The organism is uncultured Tenacibaculum sp. (assembly GCF_947499065.1).
GTDB lineage: Bacteria > Bacteroidota > Bacteroidia > Flavobacteriales > Flavobacteriaceae > Polaribacter.
This window is the reverse complement of record NZ_CANMMT010000010.1, coordinates 51,062-73,477: the sequence shown is the minus strand read 5'-3', so window position 1 is coordinate 73,477 and position 22,416 is coordinate 51,062. Positions and strand designations below refer to the sequence as shown.

Sequence of the window (22,416 nt, the reverse complement as noted above, 5' to 3'; positions counted from 1 at the left end):
ATTAAACGACTAAGAATTCTTTATTTTTGACTCTATGAAAAAACTATTTTATATACTTATATTTATTTCTACAGCAACTATTTTTATTGGTTGTGGAGCTTACTCTTTCACAGGAGGTGATACTGGAAATGCTAAAACTATTCAGATTGACTTCTTTCCTAATCAAGCTCCTTTGGTAGAGCCTACATTAAGTCAAAGATTCACCCAAGAGTTACAAGATTTATTTACACGTCAAACAAATCTAACTTTAGTTAATAGTGGTGGTGACTTACATTTCTCTGGAGAAATAACAGATTATAGAATTACCCCAATGAGTGCTACAGCTAATCAAACAGCTGCACAAAATAGATTAACTATTACTGTGAATGTGAATTATATTAATAATCTTGATGAAAAAAAGAACTTTGAAAAGCCTTTTACTTTTTATTATGATTATGGTGCTAATCAACAAATAAACGCAATATTAGACAGTGCTCTAAGAGATATTTTAGAAAGAATAAATCAAGATATTTTTAACGCATCAGTTGGTAAGTGGTAAATTTTGGATAAACAAAAATACATACAACTTATAGAAAGTCCTCAATTAGTCTCACAAGAAACTAGTTCTGGACTTAAAGATATTATCCAAGAATTCCCTTATTTTCAATCGGCGAGAGCTTTACATTTGAAAAACTTAAAAAATCAAGAGAGTTATAAATACAATAATGAATTAAAAGTTACAGCTGCTTATACAACAGACCGTACTCTTTTATTTGATTTTATAACTTCAAAAGCTTTTCAAAAGCCAAACAATTTAAAAGAAGAAATTAAAGTTGCTTTAAAAGAAAAACTACTTCCTTCTAAAAAAACAAAAAAAGTCTCAGACGCTGAGAAGAATTTAGCTATTGGTAGCCCGCTTTCTTTTACTAAAAATGAATCATTTTCATTTAATCAATGGCTTCAATTATCTTCAAAAAAAGTAATTATAAGGAGTTCTGAATCTCCTTCGGTTCCTGAAGAGAAAACTTCTTCAGAAAAATCGGAACATGAAGCTATTATTGATCGATTTATAAAAACTTCGCCTAAAATTTCAAGGCCTAACAAGGCAAATCCTTCTGAAATAAAAGTTATTGAAAGTAAGCAAAACTCTCAATTAGCAACAGAAACTTTAGCCAAAGTTTATCTTGAACAAAAAAAATACGATAATGCAATTCAGGCTTATAAAATATTAAGTTTGAAATATCCAGAAAAAAGTGGTTTCTTTGCAGACCAAATTAAAAGAATACAAATTTTACAAAACAATAAATAATGACAACGTATACTTTACTTTTAGTTTTAATTTTGATTGTTGCTATAGCATTAATCTTAATAGTAATGGTTCAAAATCCTAAAGGTGGAGGATTATCTTCTTCTTTTGGAGGTGGTGGTGCTCAAAACATTGGTGGAGTACAAAACACTAATAGTTTTTTAGATAGAACTACTTGGACTTTAGCAATTACAATGTTTGCATTGATTTTATTAGCTAATTTTGCTATTCCAAGAGGGAATGCTGGAGATGCTCCTCAATTAGATAGTACATTAGAAAATGTTGAGACTACAACACCTGCTACACCAGCAACTAACGATGCTGCTAAAGATAGTGTTAACTAATAATCTTAACTTGATTAAAATATATAATGCCAACGTAAATGACACGTTGGCATTTTTTTTACTTAAAAAATTAACCTCTTTAGAAAAAATGTCAGCAAAGTTTTAATGGCATAATTTCTGACTATTTCAAAACATAAAATAAAAATAAATAATTAATCATAATTTATATAAAATGGGATTAAACATTAAACCTTTAGCAGATAGAGTTCTTGTAGAGCCAGCTGCAGCTGAAACAACTACAGCTTCTGGAATTATTATTCCTGATAACGCAAAAGAAAAACCGCAAAAAGGAACTGTTGTTGCCGTTGGAAACGGAACTAAGGACGAGCCTTTAACGGTTAAAGTTGGTGATACTGTTTTATACGGAAAGTACGCTGGTACTGAATTAAAACATGAAGGAAAAGATTATTTAATCATGAGAGAAAGCGACATCTTCGCAATCATTTAATTTCATTCAATAAAACAACTAAAAGATTAAATCAAAATGGCAAAAGATATAAAATTTGACGTAGAAGCTCGCGACGGATTAAAACGTGGGGTTGATGCATTAGCTAACGCTGTGAAAGTAACATTAGGACCTAAAGGTCGTAACGTAATTATTTCTAAATCATTTGGAGCACCTCACGTAACTAAAGATGGTGTTTCTGTTGCTAAAGAAGTAGAGTTAGAAGATGAGTTAGAAAACATGGGAGCTCAAATGGTAAAAGAAGTAGCTTCTAAAACTAACGATTTAGCTGGTGATGGAACAACTACTGCTACTGTATTAGCGCAGGCTATTGTAAAAGAAGGTTTAAAAAATGTTGCTGCCGGAGCTAATCCAATGGATTTAAAGCGTGGTATTGACAAAGCTGTAACTGCTATTACTGAAGATTTAGCTAAACAATCTAAAGAAGTTGGTAATTCATCTGAAAAAATTCAACAAGTAGCTTCTATTTCTTCTAATAACGATAACGTAATTGGAAACTTAATTGCTGAAGCTTTTGGAAAAGTTGGTAAAGAAGGAGTAATTACTGTAGAAGAAGCTAAAGGAACTGATACTTATGTTGATGTTGTAGAAGGTATGCAGTTTGATAGAGGATACTTATCTCCTTACTTTGTTACTGATGCCGATAAAATGATTGCTACTTTAGATAATCCATATATTTTATTATTCGATAAAAAGATTTCTAACTTACAAGAAATTCTTCCAATCTTAGAACCAGTTTCTCAATCAGGAAGACCTTTATTAATTATTGCTGAAGATGTTGATGGACAAGCATTAGCTACTTTAGTAGTAAACAAATTGAGAGGTGGATTAAAAATTGCTGCTGTAAAAGCTCCTGGATTTGGAGACAGAAGAAAAGCAATGTTAGAAGACATTTCTATTTTAACTGGTGGAACTGTTATTTCTGAAGAAAGAGGTTTCTCTTTAGAAAATGCAACTTTAGATTTATTAGGTACTGCTGAAACTGTAACTATTGACAAAGACAATACTACAATTGTTAACGGTTCAGGTGATGAAACACAAATTAAAGCTCGTGTTAACCAAATTAAAGCACAAATTGAAACAACTACTTCTGACTATGATCGTGAGAAATTACAAGAGCGTTTAGCTAAGTTAGCTGGTGGTGTTGCTGTATTATATGTTGGTGCTGCTTCTGAAGTAGAAATGAAAGAAAAGAAAGATCGTGTTGATGATGCTTTACATGCAACTCGTGCAGCTGTTGAAGAAGGTATTGTTGCTGGTGGTGGTGTAGCTTTAGTACGTGCTAAAAAAGTATTAGAATCTTTAACTACTGAAAACTTAGATGAAACTACAGGTGTTCAAATTGTAAACAAAGCTATTGAAGCACCTTTAAGAACAATTGTAGAAAACGCTGGAGGTGAAGGTTCAGTTGTTATTAATAAAGTATTAGAAGGTGAAAAAGACTTCGGTTATGATGCTAAATCTGAAGCATATGTAAATATGTTAGACGCTGGAATTATAGACCCTAAAAAAGTAACACGTGTTGCTTTAGAAAATGCGGCATCTGTATCTGGTATGATTTTAACTACTGAATGTGCTTTAATTGATATTAAAGAAGATGCTCCTGCTGGAGGAATGCCTCCAATGGGTGGTGGAATGCCAGGAATGATGTAATTCACATCTTTTTATATTTTTTATAAAGCCTCGAGAAATTCTCGAGGTTTTTTTATGGAATGATTTTTGTAGTTTTTTTTTAAAAAAAACAAATTATGAAAAAACAATACCATATGAAAAAAATCTTAAAATCCTTTCTAGCCCTATCACTACTTATAATCAACAACTTAAACTCTCAGACAAGTAAAAAAATAGACTCTGTTTATAATGATTATTTTAACTTAACTAGAGAAATTCCTTATTTACATTTAAATAAAACAGCCTTTATCAAAGGAGAAAACCTTTGGTTTAAAGCGTATGTTTTAAATTTAAATTCAAAAAATCTTCATCAAGAAACTTCAAACTTATACTGTTCTTTATTCGATGAGAATGGTGTTTTAAAAGACCAAAAACTACTTTTTGTAAAAAATGGTATTGCTTCTGGTAATTTTAAAATAGACTCTTCTTTTAACAAAAAAAACTATTACCTAAAGGCTTCTACTAATTACATGAAGAATTTTAAAGAAGATGAAAGTTTCATTCAAAAAATCACTGTTCTAAATAACAACTCCCCTTCTAAAGCTGAACTAAATAATTCGATAGATTATCAACTACTACCTGAAGGTGGTCATTTAATTACAAATGCACATAACACCTTAGGAATTATTGTAAAAAACCCAATGAACAAAGGAATTAAAATCCAAAAAGGGGAAATTTTAGAAAACAATAAAATAATTAATACCTTTTTAACAAACAAATTAGGTTTAGCTAAGATTAATCTATTTTTAAAACCTAATAGTAATTATAAGGCTAAAATATATCTAGACAACAAGCTTACCATTACAAAAAACTTTCCTACTATTAAACAGAAAGGAATTAATTTACGTGTACACAACCCAAGCACAAATGTTACTGAATTTATATTTTCTACAAATCAAAACACTCATAAACATTTAACTAATAAAAATTATTACTTTTTAATTCATAATACTAATAGATATCTAAAAAGAAAATTAATTTTTAAACCAAACACAAATCAGTTATCGTACATAATAAAAAACGAAAAACTACAACCTGGAACAAATATTATAACCCTTTTTAATGATAAAAACATACCAATAATTGAAAGAGTATTTTTTAATTATAACAAATCATTATTTACAAACATTAAAACTACTTTTAACCTTATAAACGATTCTCTACAAGTATCTATTAGAAATGATAAAAAAAGTACAAAAAAAACGTTTTTAAGTGTTTCTGTATTACCTAACAACACTAAAAGTTACTCTCCAAAACAGTCTATATACTCAAAATTTCTTTTAAGTCCTTATGTTAAAGGTAGCATTGAAGACCCTAATTATTATTTTGACAAAATAAATCGAAAAAAGCTTTACGAATTAGACTTACTTTTATTAACACAAGGTTGGTCTAAATATAATTGGCATCGTATTTTTAACTCTCCTCCTGCAGAATATTTTGAATTTGATAAAGGAATAACTATGGAAGGGACTATTAACTCAAAAGTTCCGAAAGGCCAAAATCAAATAGTTTTAGTTTCTAATGACAATAATTCATTGATTATCGATAAGTTAAAAGGAAACAAATTTAAATTCAAAAATTTATATCTAGATAATAATAGTGATTTTAGTTTAGCTACTTTAACAAATAGTCAAAAACTAAAAAAAATTAAAGCATATATTCGTTTTTCTCCAAAAACCAACTTAAGCAATCTAAATCTAAAAAACACAAATTTCAATAATAACCATTTATCTTATACTAATTTTTCTGTTTTAGGGGAAAGTATTAAATTGGATGAAGTTATTGTTAAAGGTAAAAAAAGACCTAAAAATATACCTGTAAGATCACATAGTGATTTAAGATCCTTTCCAATAGATCAATCTCATCTAAAAAACATAAATGTTTTGAGCTATATTAGAACCCAAGGTTTTGTGGTAAATGAATCTTTTGGGCGAGCTACGATTAGAATTCCTTATAACATAAATCATTTTACAGAAGTTTTTTTAGACAATCAACCTATACTTAATCAATTTATTAATCAACTTGATTTTATTTCTTTTCTTACACTTGAAAGTTTTAATGAAATACTTATCTCAAGAAGTTTTGGGGGTACTATTTATCTTTATTCAAATAAATATCATAAAAAAGACTCTAAAAAATTATTTTCAAAATTTACAACCCCATTAGGATATAGCAAGCAGAAAAAATATTACCAACCAAAATATAGTTCAAACACAGATAACGAATTCAAAAAATATGGAGCTATTTATTGGGAACCTAATGTTGATTTAACAAATGATGACTTTCTATTAAAGTTTGACCATTTAGGTCAAAAACGTTTGAAATTGTTTATAGAAGGAATTTCTGAAGATGGTAAGCTAATTAAAACGGAAAAAATAATTGATTTAACAAAATAAGTTTAACAAAAAAGCCTGATTATAATTAATCAGGCTTTTCTTTTATATCTTTCTTTCTACAACATAGTCTATCATCTGAAGTAATGATTTTTTATACTCAGACTCTGGAAAATTATCGAGTATTGCTAGTGCTTTATTTTTATAATCATGCATTTTGGTTATAGTATATTCTAAACCACCATTTTCTTTTACAAAAGCAATTACTTCTTTGACACGTTTTTTGTTTGTATTATGTTTTTTTACAGAATTAATCAACCAAGATTTTTCTTTTTGAGAGCAGTTATTTAACGTATAAATTAAAGGAAGTGTCATTTTTTGCTCTTTAATATCTATTCCCGTAGGCTTCCCTATTTTATCTTCAGTATAATCAAACAAATCGTCTTTAATTTGAAAAGCAATACCAATATACTCTCCAAACTTTCGCATTTGTTGAACTGTTTCATTATTTGCTCCTACTGAAGCTGCTCCTATTCCACAGCAAGCTGCTATTAAAGTTGCTGTTTTCTGACGGATTATCTCAAAGTAAATTTCTTCAGTAATATCCAACTTACGAGCTTTTTCTATTTGTAAAAGCTCTCCTTCACTCATTTCCCTAACTGCTATTGAAATAAGTTTTAACAAATCAAAATCTTCATTATCTATCGATAATAATAATCCTTTTGATAATAAAAAGTCTCCAACTAAAACTGCAATTTTATTTTTCCAAAGAGCATTAATAGAAAAGAAACCTCTTCTTCTATTACTATCATCAACAACATCATCATGTACTAGTGTTGCAGTATGGATTAGCTCTACTACAGACGCTCCTCGGTAGGTACGCTCATCGAACCCTCCATTAGAAACCATTTTTGCTACCAAAAAAACAAACATTGGTCGCATTTGCTTTCCTTTTCTTCGGACTATATAATAGGTAATTCTATTTAATAAGGGTACTTTAGATAACATAGAATCTTTGAACTTTGTTTCAAAGAGTTCCATTTCTTTTGCTATGGGAAGTTTTATTTGCTCTACTGGCTTCATTAATGTTTGATTTCCAAAATCAAAGACCAAAAGTAACGAATTATATTAAGATTTTACCATTCTTATTTGTTTGAGTCTACTCCAAGCCTCTTTATGCCTTCTTTTATATATTGAAATTGTTCCTCTATCCAAACCAAAGTAAAACAAGCTAATTCCTAAAGGCGGATTAGCACTTGGTAAATATTGAAATTTATTGAATGCTATTTCTGGCCATTTCCAGCATTCTAAACCTGTGCCCACAAACTCTAAAACAGCTACTAAACAGTACATTGTTAAGTAGAATAATCGTTCTTTAGGATACTTTCTTAAAAAGACAAAAACTAATATTGTACACAAAAAACCAAAAACATCTTTTTTAAAAAATAGGAAATAAAAAGAAAATAACGTGATTAGAACTAAACAAAACTTTTCAACTAAAACTCGATTCTCTTTAACTTTAGACTTTTTACTGAAATAGTAAACAAGCACAAAAACAATGGCATGTCCTGGTGGTATATAATGTGGAATTTTTTCTAAGCGATATGTATACATTCCTAATAAAATTGAGAATATATACTCTCCAACAACCGCAATAATTAAAGCATAAATTAACTGCTCTTTAGCTCGGCTATTTGCTTTGTGATATAAGAAAACAAATACTAAAACTGCAATTACATTATTAATCCATTGTGCATTCTCATAAAAATTTTCAGCAACGAATTTACTATCGATAAATAATCCTAAAACAATGGCAAATAATAACCAACCTATAGTTTGTATTGTTTGGCCTATGAATGTTTTAGAAAAATTCAAACTATGATTTATTTGCTAATTGACCACATGCTGCATCTATATCTTTCCCTCTAGACCTACGTACATTCACAACAATATCATGCATTTCTAAGTTTGAAATATAATTATTTATTGCTTCTGGACTTGCTTGTTGAAACTCTCCATCGTCAATTGGATTATACTCTATTAAATTTACCTTACAAGGCACATATTTACAAAACTTAATCAAAGCATTAATATCTTCCTTTCTATCATTAATACCTCCCCAAACGACATATTCATAGGTAATTTTCCTTTCTGTTTTCTCGTACCAATACTCTAAAGCCTCTTTTAAATCTTTTAAAGGAAATTTTGTATTAAAAGGCATAATTGAAGTACGTACTTCGTCTATGGCTGAATGCAATGAAACTGCTAGGTTAAACTTCACCTCATCATCTGCCATTTTCTTTATCATCTTAGGAATTCCTGAAGTAGATAATGTAATTCGTTTAGGAGACATTCCTAGACCTTCTGGAGATGTTATTTTTTCTATTGACTTAATTACATTATTGTAGTTCATTAATGGCTCTCCCATTCCCATAAAAACAATATTTGAAAGTTTTCTATTATAGTACAGTAAACTTTCCTTGTTTATGGCTGCTACTTGGTCATAAATCTCATCAGGATTTAAGTTTCGCATTCTTTTTAAACGTGCTGTAGCACAAAACTTACAGTCTAAACTACAACCTACTTGACTTGAAACACAAGCCGTAGTTCTTGTTTTTGTAGGGATTAAAACCGATTCTACAACAAGTCCATCATGTAATCTTACTGCATTTTTTACTGTACCATCCTTACTACGCTGCATGTCATCAACCTCAATATGGTTAATTACAAAATTCTCATTAAGCATTTGACGTGTTCCTTTTGATAGGTTTGTCATATCTTCAAATGTATGTGCAGATTTACTCCACAACCATTCATACACTTGATTACCTCTAAATGCTTTATCTCCATTATTCACAAAAAAATCGCGAAGCTGGTCTTTAGTTAATGCGCGTATGTCTTTTTTCTTCACTTTCATCGGGTACAAAAATACACAAAACCTCACAAGTGGTCTTGTGAGGCTTTGTTTTTGATTTTATTCTTTGTTATTACAAAATTAACATCGCATCTCCATACGAGTAAAATTTGTATTTTTCTTTAATTGCTTCTTGGTATGCTTCCATCATAAAATCATGACCTGCAAATGCTGAAACCATCATTAATAATGTTGATTTTGGTGTATGGAAATTTGTAATCATACAGTTTGCAATGCTAAAATCATATGGAGGGAAAATAAATTTATTTGTCCATCCTTCATATGAATTTAATTTCTTTTTAGAAGATACAGAAGACTCTACTGTTCTCATTACAGTTGTTCCAACAGCACATATTTTTCTTTTATTTGCCATAGCATTATTAACCATATCTGCACTATTCTGAGGTACTATAATTTTCTCAGAATCCATTTTGTGTTTAGATAAATCTTCAACCTCTACTGGATTAAAAGTACCTAATCCAACGTGTAATGTAGTCTCAGCAAAATCAATACCTTTAATTTCTAATCTTTTCATTAAGTGTTTAGAAAAGTGTAATCCTGCAGTTGGTGCAGCTACAGCTCCTTCGTGCTTAGCAAAAATTGTTTGGTAACGATCTTCATCAGATGGTTCTACCTCACGCTTAATATATTTAGGCAATGGTGTTTCACCTAGCTTAACTAACTTTTCTCTAAACTCTTCATATGGTCCATCAAACAAGAAACGTAATGTTCTTCCTCTAGATGTAGTATTATCAATAACTTCAGCAACTAAACTCTCATCTTCACCAAAGAATAATTTATTTCCAATTCTAATTTTTCTAGCTGGATCAACTAATACATCCCATAAGCGATTTTCAGCATTTAACTCACGTAATAAAAATACTTCAATACGAGCTCCAGTTTTTTCTTTGTTCCCGTACATACGAGCTGGAAAAACCTTTGTATTGTTTAACATCATTACATCTCCTTCATCAAAATACTCAATTAAGTCTTTGAACTGTCTGTGTTCAATCTTTTGAGTATCTCTGTGTAATACCATTAAACGTGATTCATCTCTATGCTCTGAAGGGTACTCTGCCAATAATTCTTCTGGCAATTCAAAATTAAAATTTGATAATTTCATTGATAATATTTTCTAAACGTGGGCAAATATACAATTTCGACATAGGCCTTGTCAAGTGATTCGCTGTTTATTTTACATCTTCGGTTTGAATACCTATCTCTCTCATATCATTCCAAAAGTTTCTATATGACTTTGTTACTACTTCTGCTTCTAAAATAGTTATTGGTACTTTAAGTGCTAATGGAGCAAATGCCATTGCCATTCTATGATCATTATAAGTTGCTATTGAAACATTCTCATTTATTTTTTCTGATGCTTTTAAGTGTAAACTTTCATTAGTTACCTCGATTTCTGCCCCTAAATTTGTTAACTCTTCTCTTAAAGCTTCTAATCGATCTGTTTCTTTTATTTTTAATGTATGTAAACCTTTCAATTCACAAGCTACTCCTAATCCAAAACTCGTCACCGCTATGGTTTGAGCTATATCTGGAGCATTTTTTAAATCTTCAACTAATACTTCTGGATTATGTTTTCTTTCTTTAGTTAAAGTTATTGAGTTCTCTTCAAATTTTGTTGCAACTCCAAAATGCTTATAAATTCTAGCTAAACAACTATCTCCTTGTAAACTATCTTGTTTATATGCTGATAATTTTACCGACGAGCCTACTTCACTCAATGCTATTAACGAATAAAAATAAGACGCTGAACTCCAGTCTGATTCTACTGTAATATTTTTTGATTGAATATCTTTTTTATGCTCTACACTAATAATATTTCCTTCAAAACTTGCTACAATTCCTATTTGATGTAACAAAGCTAAAGTCATTTTTATATATGGAACTGAAGTTATTTTGCCTTCTAATTGAATTTCTAATCCATTTTCTAAACTTGAAGCTATTAGCATTAAAGCTGAAATATATTGACTACTTACATTTCCGTTTATAGAAACCTTGTCTTTAGTCAGCTTTTTTCCTGTAATTCTTATTGGCGGATATCCTTCTTTTTCTAAATATTGGATTTCAGCCCCTAAACTACGAAGTGCATCTACTAATATTTCTATTGGACGATTGTGCATTCTTTCTGATCCTTGTAATTTTTTTACACTTCCTTCTTGTGTTGAAAAGAAAGCAGTTAAAAATCGCATGGCAGTTCCTGCGTGTCCTATATCTGCTATTTCATTAGTAGAAGATAATGCTTCTTGTAAATGATGCGTATCATCTGAATCTGATAAATTATCTATACTAATGCTTGGAAATAACTGTTGTAAAATCAACAATCTGTTAGACTCACTTTTTGAACCTGAAATTGTTATTTCTGAAGCTATTTTTTTATTCTCTTTGGTTTTAAGATGTAAATTCATACAAATTATTTCATTTTTTTATTCACTATATACATACCATACAAAACGCTAACTGTAACTTTGGTAAGCCAAAAACGAACCCATTTCTTTTCTGAAAAATGAATTTCATTTACTTTTTCAAAATCTCCCGTGAACAACGCTTTTCCACTGTTTAGGAATAATGAAAATAAGGTTACAAAAATTAAAAATGGTATACTTACCTTTAAAAGGTTAATCCAAAAAATTCTCTTTTGTATGTTTTTACCGAAACTCATTTATTTTAATTTTTCGTTGTTATGATGACGATCGTGATCGCGTTTTGTTTTAATATCTAACTTCTCATCAAAAGCTTCTTGTAAATTAACTCCTGTTTGATTTGCTAAACACAAAACTACAAACATTACATCTGCTAATTCCTCACCTAAATCCTTATTTTTATCGCTCTCTTTTTCACTTTGCTCGCCATAACGACGCGCAATTATTCTTGCTACTTCTCCTACCTCTTCTGTTAATTGAGCCATATTAGTTAATTCATTAAAATAACGAACACCATGGTTTTTAATCCAATCATCAACTTGTTTTTGAGCGTCTTGTATATTCATTTGTTTTGTTTTAACTTTTTTAAAAAATCAAATATAAAATTTCTTCTTACTTATCAATTCTCCATGGCGGATTTTTTCTATTCTCTCCTGCTTTAAATAGTATTAATTTGTTTCCATCTGGATCTAATAAATGTGCTTCTCTCCATAACCATGTTTGGTCTTTAGGTAATTGCAAAAACTCTATTCCTTTATTTTGAAGCTCTTTTACTAGCTCATCTAAATTTTCATCTTCAAAATACAATACTACACCTTCTCCTTTAGGCATAGACTCTACTTGATGTATTGAAAATGTGCTATCTCCCTCTGGAACTTCAAAACGAACATATCTAGGTCTTGCATCTACAATAAGATGCAAGCCTAGTTTTATATAGAACGCTGTAGATTTTTCAACGTTTATTGATGGAATTGTAACTTGATTTAAATTCATATTACGCTTTTTCTTTTTTTATTATTCTGGTTAAACTAATTAAGAAAAACAGACCTAGTGTAGATACTAAAGTGATAATCCACCACGTTGTATCAAATCCTAAAAAATCTACCATTCTCATACCTGCATTATGCCCAAAAATATGAGCAAATGAAAAAGCAATGCTATAATATGCCATGTACTCTCCTTGGTTCCCTCTTTTTGCTCTTTCCATTACAAAAGCATTCGAAAATGGAAATGCTATCATTTCTCCAATGGTCATAAATAACATTCCTACAATTAAAACTCCTACCCAACCTGTTAGATTTAGAACTAAAAAACTTATTCCTGTAAGTAATAATCCTACAAACATTAATCGTTCTTTAGAGTATTTGCTTTCTTCCAGCCATTTAATTAATGGCATTTCTAATACAAAAATTAAGAAACCATTCATTCCCATAAGTAAACCAATTTGTAATTCTGATAGATGGTGAGCATCCTTATAATACAATGGCATTGTTGAGAAATATTGTAGAAATACAAACCCGAAAATAAACATTGCTATAAAAAACATCCAGAATGCTTTATCTTTAAAAATAGAAATAGGATTTTCTACTTTTACCTCATCTACTACTTTCGATTTCTTTGGATTTAAAACATTTATCAATAAAAAGGTTGCTAAAATACAAGTAACTCCATCTACCCAAAATAACCCATTATACCCTAAAGAAGTTATAATAAGACCTCCAACAGCTGGACCAGCTGAGAATCCTAAATTAATTGCTAAACGAATTAAGGTTACCGAACGTGTTTTGTTTTCTGGTTTACTATAAGCACTCAACGCAACAAACATAGCTGGTCTAAAAGTATCGGCTACTAGCATTACTAGAAAGATTCCTATACCAAAACCAATAAACGTTGTTACATATTGTAAAGCTATAAATAATACCCCTGTTAAAAACAAGCTTACTTTCATTACCTTATAAAAGCCTATTTTATCTGTTAACTTTCCTCCTAGCCAAGATCCTATTACAGATCCAAATCCGAAACAAGTCATCATCCATCCTACATCTTTTAAGGTAAAGTCTAAGCTCTTTGTTAAATACAATGATAAAAAAGGAATTACCATAGTACCTGCTCTGTTAATTAATGTTATTAAAGACAGCCACCAAACTTCGGTAGAGAGACCTTTAAAAGTGTTTAAATAATTAAAATAAAGTTTTTTCATAGTTTTTGTGGTTTAGTTGTTAGTGGTTTGCTTAAAAATAAAAAGTCCGACTATGAAGTCGGACTTTTTATAATTGATATATTTTATATTTAAATAATCATAATACATGAATAGCCCGATATCTTCCGTATCTCACGGTAGATTTACATTGCTTATATGTATTAAAAATTGTCATTGTATTTCTTAATTGAGGTGTAAAACTATAAAAAAAAGAAATAGGTTTTACAAAAAATATTTTAAAGCTCGTTTTTATATTCATTCTAAACTATTCATAACCAAACTTTGACCTCAACTTGTTTAATTATCTATATCTACTTTGAAGATACATTTATACCATTCGTCGATACTAAAATTCTTCTAAGCTTGTATTCTTCTTTTCTATTTCAATGTTGAAATATCTTTGGAGTGTAAATGAAACATAAAGTAAATCTCGCCGAACAGATAGAGACCCCTAAAAAGAAACATTTATAAAAGACACTAAGAAAAAGTAAACAACACAAAATATTAAAACCCTTATTATATGAATATCATTTTATCAAATCGCCAAACCTACTACTATACGATTTTATAAAAACCAATTCGCTTAAACTAGCAACTTTTCCATACGGAGCTATAATTAAATTGACTAATACTTTGCCGTATTTTATTAACAGATATTTAATTTCAGCTCCGTGCATTTAGTCAAAATGCTTAAAAGATACATTCAAACCATTCATCGACATAATGGTACATTTTATCGTACATTCAACTTTTTTACTATAATGCTATTGTATCTTTGAAGCGTAAATGAAACATAAAGTAAATCTCACCGAACAGATAGAGATCCCTAAAAAGAAACATTTATAAAAGACACTAAGAAAAAGAACTAGCATTATAAAGCCATAAAATATTGTATTTCATCAATATTATTTTGTTGAATCACTTCACTTATACAGTCTATCATATTATCATTCTAAAAGCCTATCTTTTATTTTGACTTCGCTACAACCGAAAGTATACACAGTTTCTTATATCATCTGAATATATTATTAACATGTATATATAGGTACTATTCTAATTTCCGTAAAAAAATAATTTTCAACCCATTACTCCGAAGAAACCTAATTATACTTAAAAGATATATTCCTACCATTCGTCGATACTAAAACTCGTTTAATCTTAAATCAACATTTTTAATTGTAATGCTGTTGTATCTTTGAAGTGTAAATGAAACATAAAGTAAATCTCGCCGAACAGATAGAGGTCCCTAAAAAGAAACATTTATAAAAGACGCTAAGAAAAAGAACAATTTAAATTAACTATAAAACCGTTATCCTATGACTATAATCTTATTACTATCGCTAAACCTACTACTTTTCAATTTTATACAAAATAGGCTTGCTTGGACTAGCGTCGTTTTCGAAAGGTGCAATCATTAAGTTTAAGAAATAAACACCATCCTTTATTTCATTAGCAACAAAAATGAACTCTGTAATTGTTGCTTCCATTCTTAGCTCTCCTTTTGTATTCCAAAACGCATTATGTGCTAACAATTTTCCTTCATCTTTTTCTTTATCTACCGAAGGTAAATCTATCAACAAATGTTCTATACCCTTTTCTCTTAAGTATTCTCCTGCCTCTTCTGCTAAATATGGTGGGTTGGTATTCGAATAACGTTTCGATTTTTTATCTAATGAATTTGGAGTTGTTCTTATTACAATTGCTTCTCTTTCTTTGTTTCCTAATACTTCTTGCAATTGCTCTTTCGTAATTAACAAATCTTCATTTGCTTGCAACGCCGGTTGCAGGGTTACAACTTCTGCCAAATAAAAAAACTGTTTTAAGTTTTTATTTACTGAATGTACTTCTTTTGTAATATGACCAACACATTCGGTATGTGTAATATGTGCATGTGGATTAAATACTATTGTATTAAAATTAACATCAGCTCCTTGCTCAACACTTCCTACCCAGTCTCCTGATTGAACAGGTGAAATTTCTGGATCTTCTAAATACCATGCATTAATATTTTGCTTAGCTAAATCTACAGGAATAGATATATCTAATGGTTTTGAGAAATCTATTTTATATTTTCCTGTTTTGTGTTGTATTTCTGCAATCATACTTATGCTTTTAAACTATAAACAATTCGGAAGCCAATCCGTCTGCTAAAAATTTTCCTTTAGAAGTTGTTTTTAATGTATTCTTATCTATTGTTAACAATCCTTGTTCTATAAACTTTTTCGAAGAAGCTAATAAACTTTCTCTAAAAATAGGATTTATTTTATCTAAAGACACTCCCCAAATGGTTCGTAATCCTGTCATTAAATATTCATTAAATCTATCTTCTTCAGTTAACTCTTCTATTTCATTAGGCAAATTACCTAATTCAAGTGTTTTTATATATTTAGCATTATTAGAAATATTCCAGCTTCTATGTGTTTTATTAAATGAATGCGCTGAAGGCCCTACTCCTATATACTTTTTTCCTAACCAATAAGATGTATTATGTTTTGAAAAATAATCAGGTTTCCCAAAATTAGAAATTTCATAATGTACAAATCCGTTTTTAGTGGTTTCTTCCATTAAAATATCAAAATGCGCTTTGGCTTCTACCTCATCTGGTTCTGGATATTTCCCATTCTTTACAAATGTATCCAATACTGTTTTTGGTTCTACTGTTAAAGCATAACTAGAAATATGACTAATTCCAAAATCGAAGGCTATTTGTAAGTTTTCTTTCCAGCGCTCGTTTGTCATATTGGGAACTCCGTAAATTAAATCGATGGTAATATTATCAAAGTGGCGAATCGCCACGGATAGGCAGTTCTTTGCCTCCTCTGCATTATGTGCTCGATTCATACTCTTTAAATCTTCCTCAAAAAAAGATTGCACACCTATACTTAATCTATTTACTGGAGATTCTGCTAATTCTAAGATTTTCTCTTCTGATAAATCATCTGGATTAGCTTCTAATGTAATTTCGGGCTGCTCAATTACTTGGTAATTCTGATATATAGTTTCTAATAATAATATTATCTCTTTGGCTGATAATAAACTTGGTGTTCCTCCTCCAAAATAGATAGTTTCTATTATTTCATCATCCAGCTCTTCTTTCCGAAGCTCCAATTCTTTTACCATACAAGCAATCAGCTCTTCTTTTCTCTTTAATGAAGTAGAAAAATGAAAATCGCAATAATAACACGCTTGCTTGCAAAATGGGATATGTAGGTAAATTCCTGCCAATTAACTTTTACAATTTTGTTTTTTTACCCAATCTATAACCGCTGGATATAACTTTTCTAAAGAAGCATTTGGGTTGTTCTTATACCAATTTAAAATAAAACTATCAAACTCTTTAAATTTAATGAACCCTCTGTTTTCTGAAATCATGAAATTAACCATTGCTTCGTTTCTTTTTTCAAAAACTTCTTTATCAAAATTATCATACAAATACAATGTAAAAACACCCCAAGTCATATATTCACTAAAAGTTCTATAACTACTATTATACCAATCTCTTTTACTATTCCAACAGCTTAAAGGTGTTAATAAAGTTGATATTTCATTAAACTTATCTGTAGTTGGATCAACATAGTTATGGTCTATTTCGGTAAAAACAACACGAGAAAGAATAGCTTCTTTTTCTTTATCAGAATACATATCATCTAAAATTGGTGCGTTAATATGCATTGCTGTTTCTTTAAATCCATTATCCTCATATTTTTGAGTAGAATGGTATCCATTTACTAAAGGAGAAAAATATATTTTATATGAATCGTGCTTTACTGGAAACTTTTCCTCTAACCATTTCCACATTTTTTCTACTGGAACTAATCTATGATATTCCGCTATTAGCGATTGATAGTATTTTTCGTTATTACCATAAAACTCTTGGAAATTTGATTTTTTAGAAAAGTCTTCAAATAGAGGAAGCAATTTTTTTAAATAATTATCTTCTCCAAATCCCATTCTATTAAACGTAGTTTTATTTACGATTTTATCTCCCTCAAATGAATACATATTCGCATTCATTATAATATTATAATAGTAATCGTTTTTGTTTTTTTCTAAATTCACATTTAACGAATCTATTAAAGGATGATTTTTATATGCGTCAAAATATTTTAATACATCTTTATAGTAATCGGAATATTTAAAAATTAGATTAACATCTTCTCTTCCAACGTTGGTTAATGCTATCCCTACGTTTACCAATTCTAAAGCTTTTGGTGAAAGTACTTTATATTTCCCTTTATGCTCTTTAATATAGTTTTCTGTAAAATCTACTCGCTTAGTCTTCCCTATAACCAATACTGAAATACTATCTTTTTCATTTATAATAAAAGTTAGCGGTATACTGTCTTTAGGTTCTAAATCAAATTTTACGCTATCTATTTTAGAAACAAATCCAACTTTATTTGTTTTACCAGTATAAGGAAAGGCTAAATTGTCATTTACAATTGTAAAAGGAAACAATTGACCATTAAATAATGCTTGTACTTCTTTCTTATTAGACTTAAGGTAATACCTATGCTCTTTCTTTTTTTCTTCTTTTTTACAAGATAATGCTAATAACACTAACAAAAGTAGTAGGCTTTTTTTCATAGTAGTTGTATTTTATAGTTTATTATTAAGACACTCAAATATATCAAATAGTTGCATTTAACCTTTGACCTTTTTCGGATTCTGCTTTACAAAGGCTGCCCAACCAGTATAGTTTTTACCTCCTATTTTTTGTCCAGAATTATAATAATGACAAACGGCTGCAGCCAAACCATCGGTAGCATCTAAGTTTTTTGGTAGCTCTTTTAAGTTTAATAAAGACTTTAGCATCATTGCTACTTGTTCTTTACTTGAAGTTCCTTTTCCTGTAATAGCCATTTTAATTTTCTTAGGTGCATACTCAGTAACTGGAATTTGCCTTGACAATCCTGCTGCCATTGCTACTCCTTGTGCCCTACCTAGTTTTAACATGGATTGTACGTTTTTTCCAAAAAACGGAGCTTCTAAAGCTATCTCGTCTGGATTATAAGTATCTATTAGTTCTATAGTACGTTCAAAAATGAGTTTTAGTTTTAAGTAATGATCATCGTACTTTTTTAAAAGTAATTCGTTCATTTGAACAAATTCCATCTTTTTACCAATCACTTTTATAATTCCAAACCCCATGATACTAGTTCCTGGGTCGATACCTAATATTATTTTTTCTGTCTTCAAAAACGCTTACTTTCTATAAATACAAAACTAATCATTTAATATCGTTTATAAACCTGTGTATTCTAATATCAATTAGTATAATCTACTTTCTCTTTTTTAATCAAAATTCCTCCTATGACAAGCTCTCTATATTTTGTTCTTAAATAAACATTTCTTATTCCTCTAAAACTCCATCTTATTCCTTTTTTTTCTAACAGCTTAATATTTTATTGTTTATTTGAAAAAGAAACAATAAAATATTATTAACCAATTTAAAATTAACTATTATGGAAAATTCATTACCTACAGTTGCCCCAGTTTCAACAGCATATGCTGATTTACCACAACCAGCAGCAGCAATACATGACAATTTAATACCTCCATTTAACATTACAATAAACACTAAAGGAAACAACAACTCAATTGCCAAATTTTCAGTAGCTATCGCTATAGGTTCTCCTGCTCCTACTTCCTTTGAATACATTCCAAACGATGTTAATCATAATGGAAAAAACATTCTAAAAGTAACTTCAAGTTACCAAACAGCACTTCCTGGAACCGAGGTTAATGTATATACATATACAGAGATTGATCTTGGTGTAAATATAGCTCCAAACACTTCTGTTTTCCCTTTAAATTATGCTCCTACGCTTGGAAGTAATAGTCAAACAAACGATAACCCTGAAACTGCTAGAGGTACTGTAGTTATAGTTTCTGGTGATAATGGTGGTATCTAATTAATATAAATATTTCAAAAGTCTTGTCTTATATTATTCTAATTCAAGGCTTTTTTTTACATTAGGCATCATTTTCAAACTGTCTAATGCGTTTTAAACTACTTCTAATATTTCTTTTTTCTTTTTCAGTTGTTTTTTCACAAAAAAAAATAATCGATAGTATTTTTTACTCAAAAGTACTTAATAAGTCCTCAAAATTTCATTTTCAAGAAAACTTTAAAAAAGCTTCATATTACTTTTCTGAAAAAAAATGGGATTCGGCTTTAATTTATTCTCAAAAGCAACTTAACATAGCTAATAACCAAAAATTAATTCTCGACTATTGTCATTTATATAGAGGTATTAGTTTAAATAAAAAAAAGGCTTATAGTGAAGCTATAGATCAATTATCTCAAATTTCCTTTGATTTTGAATTTTCTAATAGAGTTAAAATCTACCTAGCTGCTACAAATTTAAAGCTCAAAAATTATGAAAAAGCAATCCGTTATTTAAAGTTCCTTGAAAAATTACCAATTGAAAAACTAACATATATAGACATAAATGATGTATACAGAGACCTAAGCATTTGTTTTCTTTTATTAAAAGAATATAAGCAAGCTGAAAAATATTTCAGTAAAAAAATTAGTAATTCAAGAGATAGTTTAAGCCTTATTAATGATTACATAAATATTGCTAATCTATATTATAATCAATATAAAGATGATATTGCTATTCCATATTTTAAAAAAGCATATGAACTATCTAAAAAATTAAAAATTCACGAAAATGAAGTATCCATTTCTGAATTAAACAATAAAAAGAGACAAATATTTGAAAGAAAAACAGTAACTGCATTAAACATGTCTATTGTTGAACAAAATAGAAAGAAATTTCAAGATGCTTTAAAATATATAAAAGAATATAAAAAATGGAATGATTCATTAAATAACCATAATAAAATCTACGAAGTTGCTAAGTTAGAAAAAGAATTTGCTGTACAACAAAAACAAAATGAGGTTGATATTTTACAAGTTCAAAATGAATTAAAAGAAACTCAACGTAATGTGTTATTCTATTCTGCTCTTGGTTTATTTGTTCTTTTAGGTATTAGTCTTTACTTCTATAGAGAAAAAGTAAAACGAAATAAAATTATTGCTAGTCAAAAAGAAAACCTTGATGCCTTAAACGCTACTAAAGACAAACTTTTTTCTATTGTAAGCCACGATTTACGCTCTTCAGTTAATGCTTTAAAAACCAGTAATGGTTCTTTAGTTAAAAATTTAGACAGTAATAATTTAAGTGCCCTACGTAACTTACTTCAAAAAAATAGTGCCATTGTTAATGGTGCTTACGGACTCTTAGACAATCTTTTAAATTGGGCTTTATTACAAACCAACCAAGGTTATTTTAGTATTAGTTCCCTGCGTTTGTTTTTTATTACAGAACAAGTGTCTTATAACTACCAACCTTTATTACTAGAAAAGGAGTTGAGCTTAGAAAATACCGTTTCTAAAAAAGACATTGTTTTTGCCGATCAGGAATCCCTAAAAATTGTGTTACGTAATCTATTAGACAATGCTATTAAGTTTTCAAAACCTAATGGTAGTATTAAAATATATTCTCAAAACTCTTCTGATGATTTTTGCGATTTAATCATTGAAGACACTGGTTTAGGAATGAGTGAAGCTACACGTTTGGAGTTATTAAAAGACACTGCGCTTTTACATAAAAAAGAACACGAAGATGTAATTGGTACAGGTTTAGGCTTGCAATTATGTAAATCGATGATTCGAAAAAACAATGGAAAATTTGATATTGAAAGTGAATTAGGAAAAGGTACCAAAATGATTGTATCTTTACCTAAAAATCCTTCGAATGAATAATGTGAATGTTTTTATTATAGAAGATACTCCTGCTGAAAGTGATCGTCTAATTCAAGTTCTTGAAGACAACAATTATACGGTTACTGGAATTGCTAGAAACTTTAAAGATGCCTTAGATCAATTTTATAAAATTGATGTTGACATTGTTATTATCGATATTTTTTTAAACGGTTCTCCTGATGGAATTACCTTTGCTGAAACCATCAATGCTGTACCAAATTCTTCTAAGCCATTTGTATTTTTAACAAGTTCAAGAGATCGAAGTATTTTTGAAAGAGCTAAATTAACTCAACCGTTTAGTTTTTTAATGAAACCTTTTAACGAGTTAGAAGTTTTATACGCCATAGAAATGGCCGTTGAAAAGTTTTATGCACAAAACGATGTATTTTTAAGTGATGAAGAAGATACCGTAATTAGTGAGGATCATTTATTTATTAAAAAAGGAAAATCGCTAAAAAAAGTTTTAATTACTGATATTGTTTATATCGATGTTGAAGAAAAATACTGCAATATTGTTACGGAAAAAGAGAAGTTTGTTATTCTTATTTCATTAACTAAAATTCTTCAACTACTAAACAACCCTATTTTCCAAAGAACACATCGAAACTTTATAGTAAACACCAAACACATCACAGAGATTATTCCTGCTGATAATTTAATCTTACTTACTGGAAATAAGAAAGCTACCTTAAGCGAACGTTATAAAGATATTATTAAAAAAGTACGTACACTTAAGTAACTCATACACAACACATATAAGATTAGCTTAAGAAAATCTTCCTGCTATTTTTTTCTGTTTTTATGGAAAAAATATACTCGCTTATGCCATTTTTTTTCGCTCACCTCTACTTCTAATCTAATTTTAGGTCAGAAATAAAGCGCTAGCACAAATTATTTCGTAGTTCTTAAATACTAACAAGTGTAGAAACTCAACCGTGTTTTCGGTACATACTATAACTACTACACTTTACTATTTAACAACTAACCA

22 protein-coding genes are annotated in these 22,416 nt (G+C 29.4%); 9 read left to right on the top strand and 13 right to left on the bottom strand.

Features of this window, described 5'->3' with window-relative positions; genetic code table 11:
• The first annotated feature begins 34 nt into the window (after positions 1-34).
• The 6 genes from Q0958_RS16510 (at position 35) to Q0958_RS16485 (ending at position 6,162) form a co-directional block, all read left to right on the top strand.
• Complete coding sequence (locus tag Q0958_RS16510) at positions 35-538, top strand: LptE family protein (protein WP_299125044.1); 504 nt, start codon at positions 35-37, stop codon at positions 536-538.
• A 3-nt stretch (positions 539-541) separates the two neighbouring features.
• Positions 542-1,288: a hypothetical protein gene (locus Q0958_RS16505; RefSeq protein ID WP_299125041.1), complete on the top strand. Its 747-nt coding sequence runs from the start codon at positions 542-544 to the stop codon at positions 1,286-1,288.
• Positions 1,288-1,629, top strand: a complete 342-nt coding sequence (gene secG, locus Q0958_RS16500; RefSeq protein ID WP_272151911.1) for a preprotein translocase subunit SecG — start codon at positions 1,288-1,290, stop codon at positions 1,627-1,629. Before Q0958_RS16505 ends, secG begins: the two co-directional genes overlap by 1 nt.
• A gap of 172 nt (positions 1,630-1,801) precedes the next feature.
• Complete coding sequence (locus Q0958_RS16495) at positions 1,802-2,077, top strand: co-chaperone GroES (protein ID WP_150900107.1); 276 nt, start codon at positions 1,802-1,804, stop codon at positions 2,075-2,077.
• A 36-nt stretch (positions 2,078-2,113) separates the two neighbouring features.
• Positions 2,114-3,748 carry a chaperonin GroEL gene (groL, locus tag Q0958_RS16490; RefSeq protein WP_299125036.1) on the top strand — a complete coding sequence of 545 codons (1,635 nt, stop codon included), beginning with the start codon at positions 2,114-2,116 and terminating at the stop codon, positions 3,746-3,748.
• A gap of 95 nt (positions 3,749-3,843) precedes the next feature.
• Positions 3,844-6,162, top strand: coding sequence for a hypothetical protein (locus Q0958_RS16485; protein WP_299125034.1), 2,319 nt, complete (start codon positions 3,844-3,846; stop codon positions 6,160-6,162).
• Between the two features lie 42 nt (positions 6,163-6,204).
• On the opposite strand, the gene Q0958_RS16480 is transcribed toward Q0958_RS16485, so the two are convergent.
• The 13 genes from Q0958_RS16480 to ruvC all read right to left on the bottom strand — a co-directional run bounded on the left by Q0958_RS16480 (position 6,205) and on the right by ruvC (position 18,850).
• A complete protein-coding gene (locus Q0958_RS16480; RefSeq protein ID WP_299125032.1) occupies positions 6,205-7,182 on the bottom strand; it encodes a polyprenyl synthetase family protein in 978 nt (325 codons plus the stop codon).
• A 45-nt stretch (positions 7,183-7,227) separates the two neighbouring features.
• The gene (locus Q0958_RS16475) at positions 7,228-7,974 is read right to left on the bottom strand and encodes a hypothetical protein (protein ID WP_299125030.1); all 747 of its coding nucleotides are present in this window, start codon (positions 7,972-7,974) and stop codon (positions 7,228-7,230) included.
• 1 nt (position 7,975) lies between these two features.
• Positions 7,976-9,016, bottom strand: coding sequence for a 23S rRNA (adenine(2503)-C(2))-methyltransferase RlmN (gene rlmN, locus Q0958_RS16470; protein ID WP_299125027.1), 1,041 nt, complete (start codon positions 9,014-9,016; stop codon positions 7,976-7,978).
• Positions 9,017-9,086: 70 nt separating this feature from the next.
• On the bottom strand, positions 9,087-10,136 hold the full coding sequence (gene queA / locus Q0958_RS16465; RefSeq protein ID WP_272151914.1) for a tRNA preQ1(34) S-adenosylmethionine ribosyltransferase-isomerase QueA: 1,050 nt from the start codon (positions 10,134-10,136) through the stop codon (positions 9,087-9,089).
• Positions 10,137-10,203: 67 nt separating this feature from the next.
• A complete protein-coding gene (locus Q0958_RS16460; RefSeq protein WP_299125024.1) occupies positions 10,204-11,436 on the bottom strand; it encodes a 3-phosphoshikimate 1-carboxyvinyltransferase in 1,233 nt (410 codons plus the stop codon).
• A 5-nt stretch (positions 11,437-11,441) separates the two neighbouring features.
• Positions 11,442-11,690 carry a hypothetical protein gene (locus Q0958_RS16455; RefSeq protein ID WP_272151916.1) on the bottom strand — a complete coding sequence of 83 codons (249 nt, stop codon included), beginning with the start codon at positions 11,688-11,690 and terminating at the stop codon, positions 11,442-11,444.
• Entirely contained in the window at positions 11,691-12,017 is a 327-nt protein-coding gene (locus Q0958_RS16450; RefSeq protein ID WP_299125021.1) for a nucleotide pyrophosphohydrolase, read from the bottom strand.
• Between the two features lie 46 nt (positions 12,018-12,063).
• A complete protein-coding gene (locus Q0958_RS16445; RefSeq protein WP_299125019.1) occupies positions 12,064-12,444 on the bottom strand; it encodes a VOC family protein in 381 nt (126 codons plus the stop codon).
• A gap of 1 nt (position 12,445) precedes the next feature.
• Entirely contained in the window at positions 12,446-13,651 is a 1,206-nt protein-coding gene (locus Q0958_RS16440; protein WP_299125017.1) for an MFS transporter, read from the bottom strand.
• 1,349 nt (positions 13,652-15,000) lie between these two features.
• The gene (locus tag Q0958_RS16435; RefSeq protein ID WP_299125014.1) at positions 15,001-15,753 is read right to left on the bottom strand and encodes a cyclase family protein; all 753 of its coding nucleotides are present in this window, start codon (positions 15,751-15,753) and stop codon (positions 15,001-15,003) included.
• Between the two features lie 10 nt (positions 15,754-15,763).
• A complete protein-coding gene (hemW, locus tag Q0958_RS16430; RefSeq protein WP_299125011.1) occupies positions 15,764-16,876 on the bottom strand; it encodes a radical SAM family heme chaperone HemW in 1,113 nt (370 codons plus the stop codon).
• The gene (locus Q0958_RS16425; RefSeq protein ID WP_299125009.1) at positions 16,877-18,238 is read right to left on the bottom strand and encodes a DUF4932 domain-containing protein; all 1,362 of its coding nucleotides are present in this window, start codon (positions 18,236-18,238) and stop codon (positions 16,877-16,879) included.
• A gap of 57 nt (positions 18,239-18,295) precedes the next feature.
• Complete coding sequence (gene ruvC / locus Q0958_RS16420; protein WP_299125007.1) at positions 18,296-18,850, bottom strand: crossover junction endodeoxyribonuclease RuvC; 555 nt, start codon at positions 18,848-18,850, stop codon at positions 18,296-18,298.
• A gap of 266 nt (positions 18,851-19,116) precedes the next feature.
• Between ruvC and Q0958_RS16415 the strand changes: the two genes are divergently transcribed.
• The 3 genes from Q0958_RS16415 to Q0958_RS16405 all read left to right on the top strand — a co-directional run bounded on the left by Q0958_RS16415 (position 19,117) and on the right by Q0958_RS16405 (position 22,167).
• Positions 19,117-19,566, top strand: coding sequence for a hypothetical protein (locus tag Q0958_RS16415; RefSeq protein WP_299125004.1), 450 nt, complete (start codon positions 19,117-19,119; stop codon positions 19,564-19,566).
• Between the two features lie 86 nt (positions 19,567-19,652).
• On the top strand, positions 19,653-21,428 hold the full coding sequence (locus Q0958_RS16410) for an ATP-binding protein (protein WP_299125001.1): 1,776 nt from the start codon (positions 19,653-19,655) through the stop codon (positions 21,426-21,428).
• A complete protein-coding gene (locus Q0958_RS16405; RefSeq protein ID WP_150900092.1) occupies positions 21,421-22,167 on the top strand; it encodes a response regulator transcription factor in 747 nt (248 codons plus the stop codon). The genes Q0958_RS16410 and Q0958_RS16405 overlap by 8 nt, the downstream gene beginning before the upstream one ends.
• Positions 22,168-22,416: the final 249 nt, after the last annotated feature.

Coding starts and splice junctions, on each gene's coding strand:
- Q0958_RS16510 (WP_299125044.1), top strand. CDS start 35: ATGAAAAAACTATTTTATATACTTATATTTATTTCTACAGCAACTATT.
- secG (WP_272151911.1), top strand. CDS start 1,288: ATGACAACGTATACTTTACTTTTAGTTTTAATTTTGATTGTTGCTATA.
- Q0958_RS16495 (WP_150900107.1), top strand. CDS start 1,802: ATGGGATTAAACATTAAACCTTTAGCAGATAGAGTTCTTGTAGAGCCA.
- groL (WP_299125036.1), top strand. CDS start 2,114: ATGGCAAAAGATATAAAATTTGACGTAGAAGCTCGCGACGGATTAAAA.
- Q0958_RS16485 (WP_299125034.1), top strand. CDS start 3,844: ATGAAAAAACAATACCATATGAAAAAAATCTTAAAATCCTTTCTAGCC.
- Q0958_RS16480 (WP_299125032.1), bottom strand. CDS start 7,182: ATGAAGCCAGTAGAGCAAATAAAACTTCCCATAGCAAAAGAAATGGAA.
- rlmN (WP_299125027.1), bottom strand. CDS start 9,016: ATGAAAGTGAAGAAAAAAGACATACGCGCATTAACTAAAGACCAGCTT.
- queA (WP_272151914.1), bottom strand. CDS start 10,136: ATGAAATTATCAAATTTTAATTTTGAATTGCCAGAAGAATTATTGGCA.
- Q0958_RS16460 (WP_299125024.1), bottom strand. CDS start 11,436: ATGAATTTACATCTTAAAACCAAAGAGAATAAAAAAATAGCTTCAGAA.
- Q0958_RS16455 (WP_272151916.1), bottom strand. CDS start 11,690: ATGAGTTTCGGTAAAAACATACAAAAGAGAATTTTTTGGATTAACCTT.
- Q0958_RS16450 (WP_299125021.1), bottom strand. CDS start 12,017: ATGAATATACAAGACGCTCAAAAACAAGTTGATGATTGGATTAAAAAC.
- Q0958_RS16445 (WP_299125019.1), bottom strand. CDS start 12,444: ATGAATTTAAATCAAGTTACAATTCCATCAATAAACGTTGAAAAATCT.
- Q0958_RS16440 (WP_299125017.1), bottom strand. CDS start 13,651: ATGAAAAAACTTTATTTTAATTATTTAAACACTTTTAAAGGTCTCTCT.
- Q0958_RS16435 (WP_299125014.1), bottom strand. CDS start 15,753: ATGATTGCAGAAATACAACACAAAACAGGAAAATATAAAATAGATTTC.
- Q0958_RS16425 (WP_299125009.1), bottom strand. CDS start 18,238: ATGAAAAAAAGCCTACTACTTTTGTTAGTGTTATTAGCATTATCTTGT.
- Q0958_RS16415 (WP_299125004.1), top strand. CDS start 19,117: ATGGAAAATTCATTACCTACAGTTGCCCCAGTTTCAACAGCATATGCT.
- Q0958_RS16410 (WP_299125001.1), top strand. CDS start 19,653: ATGCGTTTTAAACTACTTCTAATATTTCTTTTTTCTTTTTCAGTTGTT.
- Q0958_RS16405 (WP_150900092.1), top strand. CDS start 21,421: ATGAATAATGTGAATGTTTTTATTATAGAAGATACTCCTGCTGAAAGT.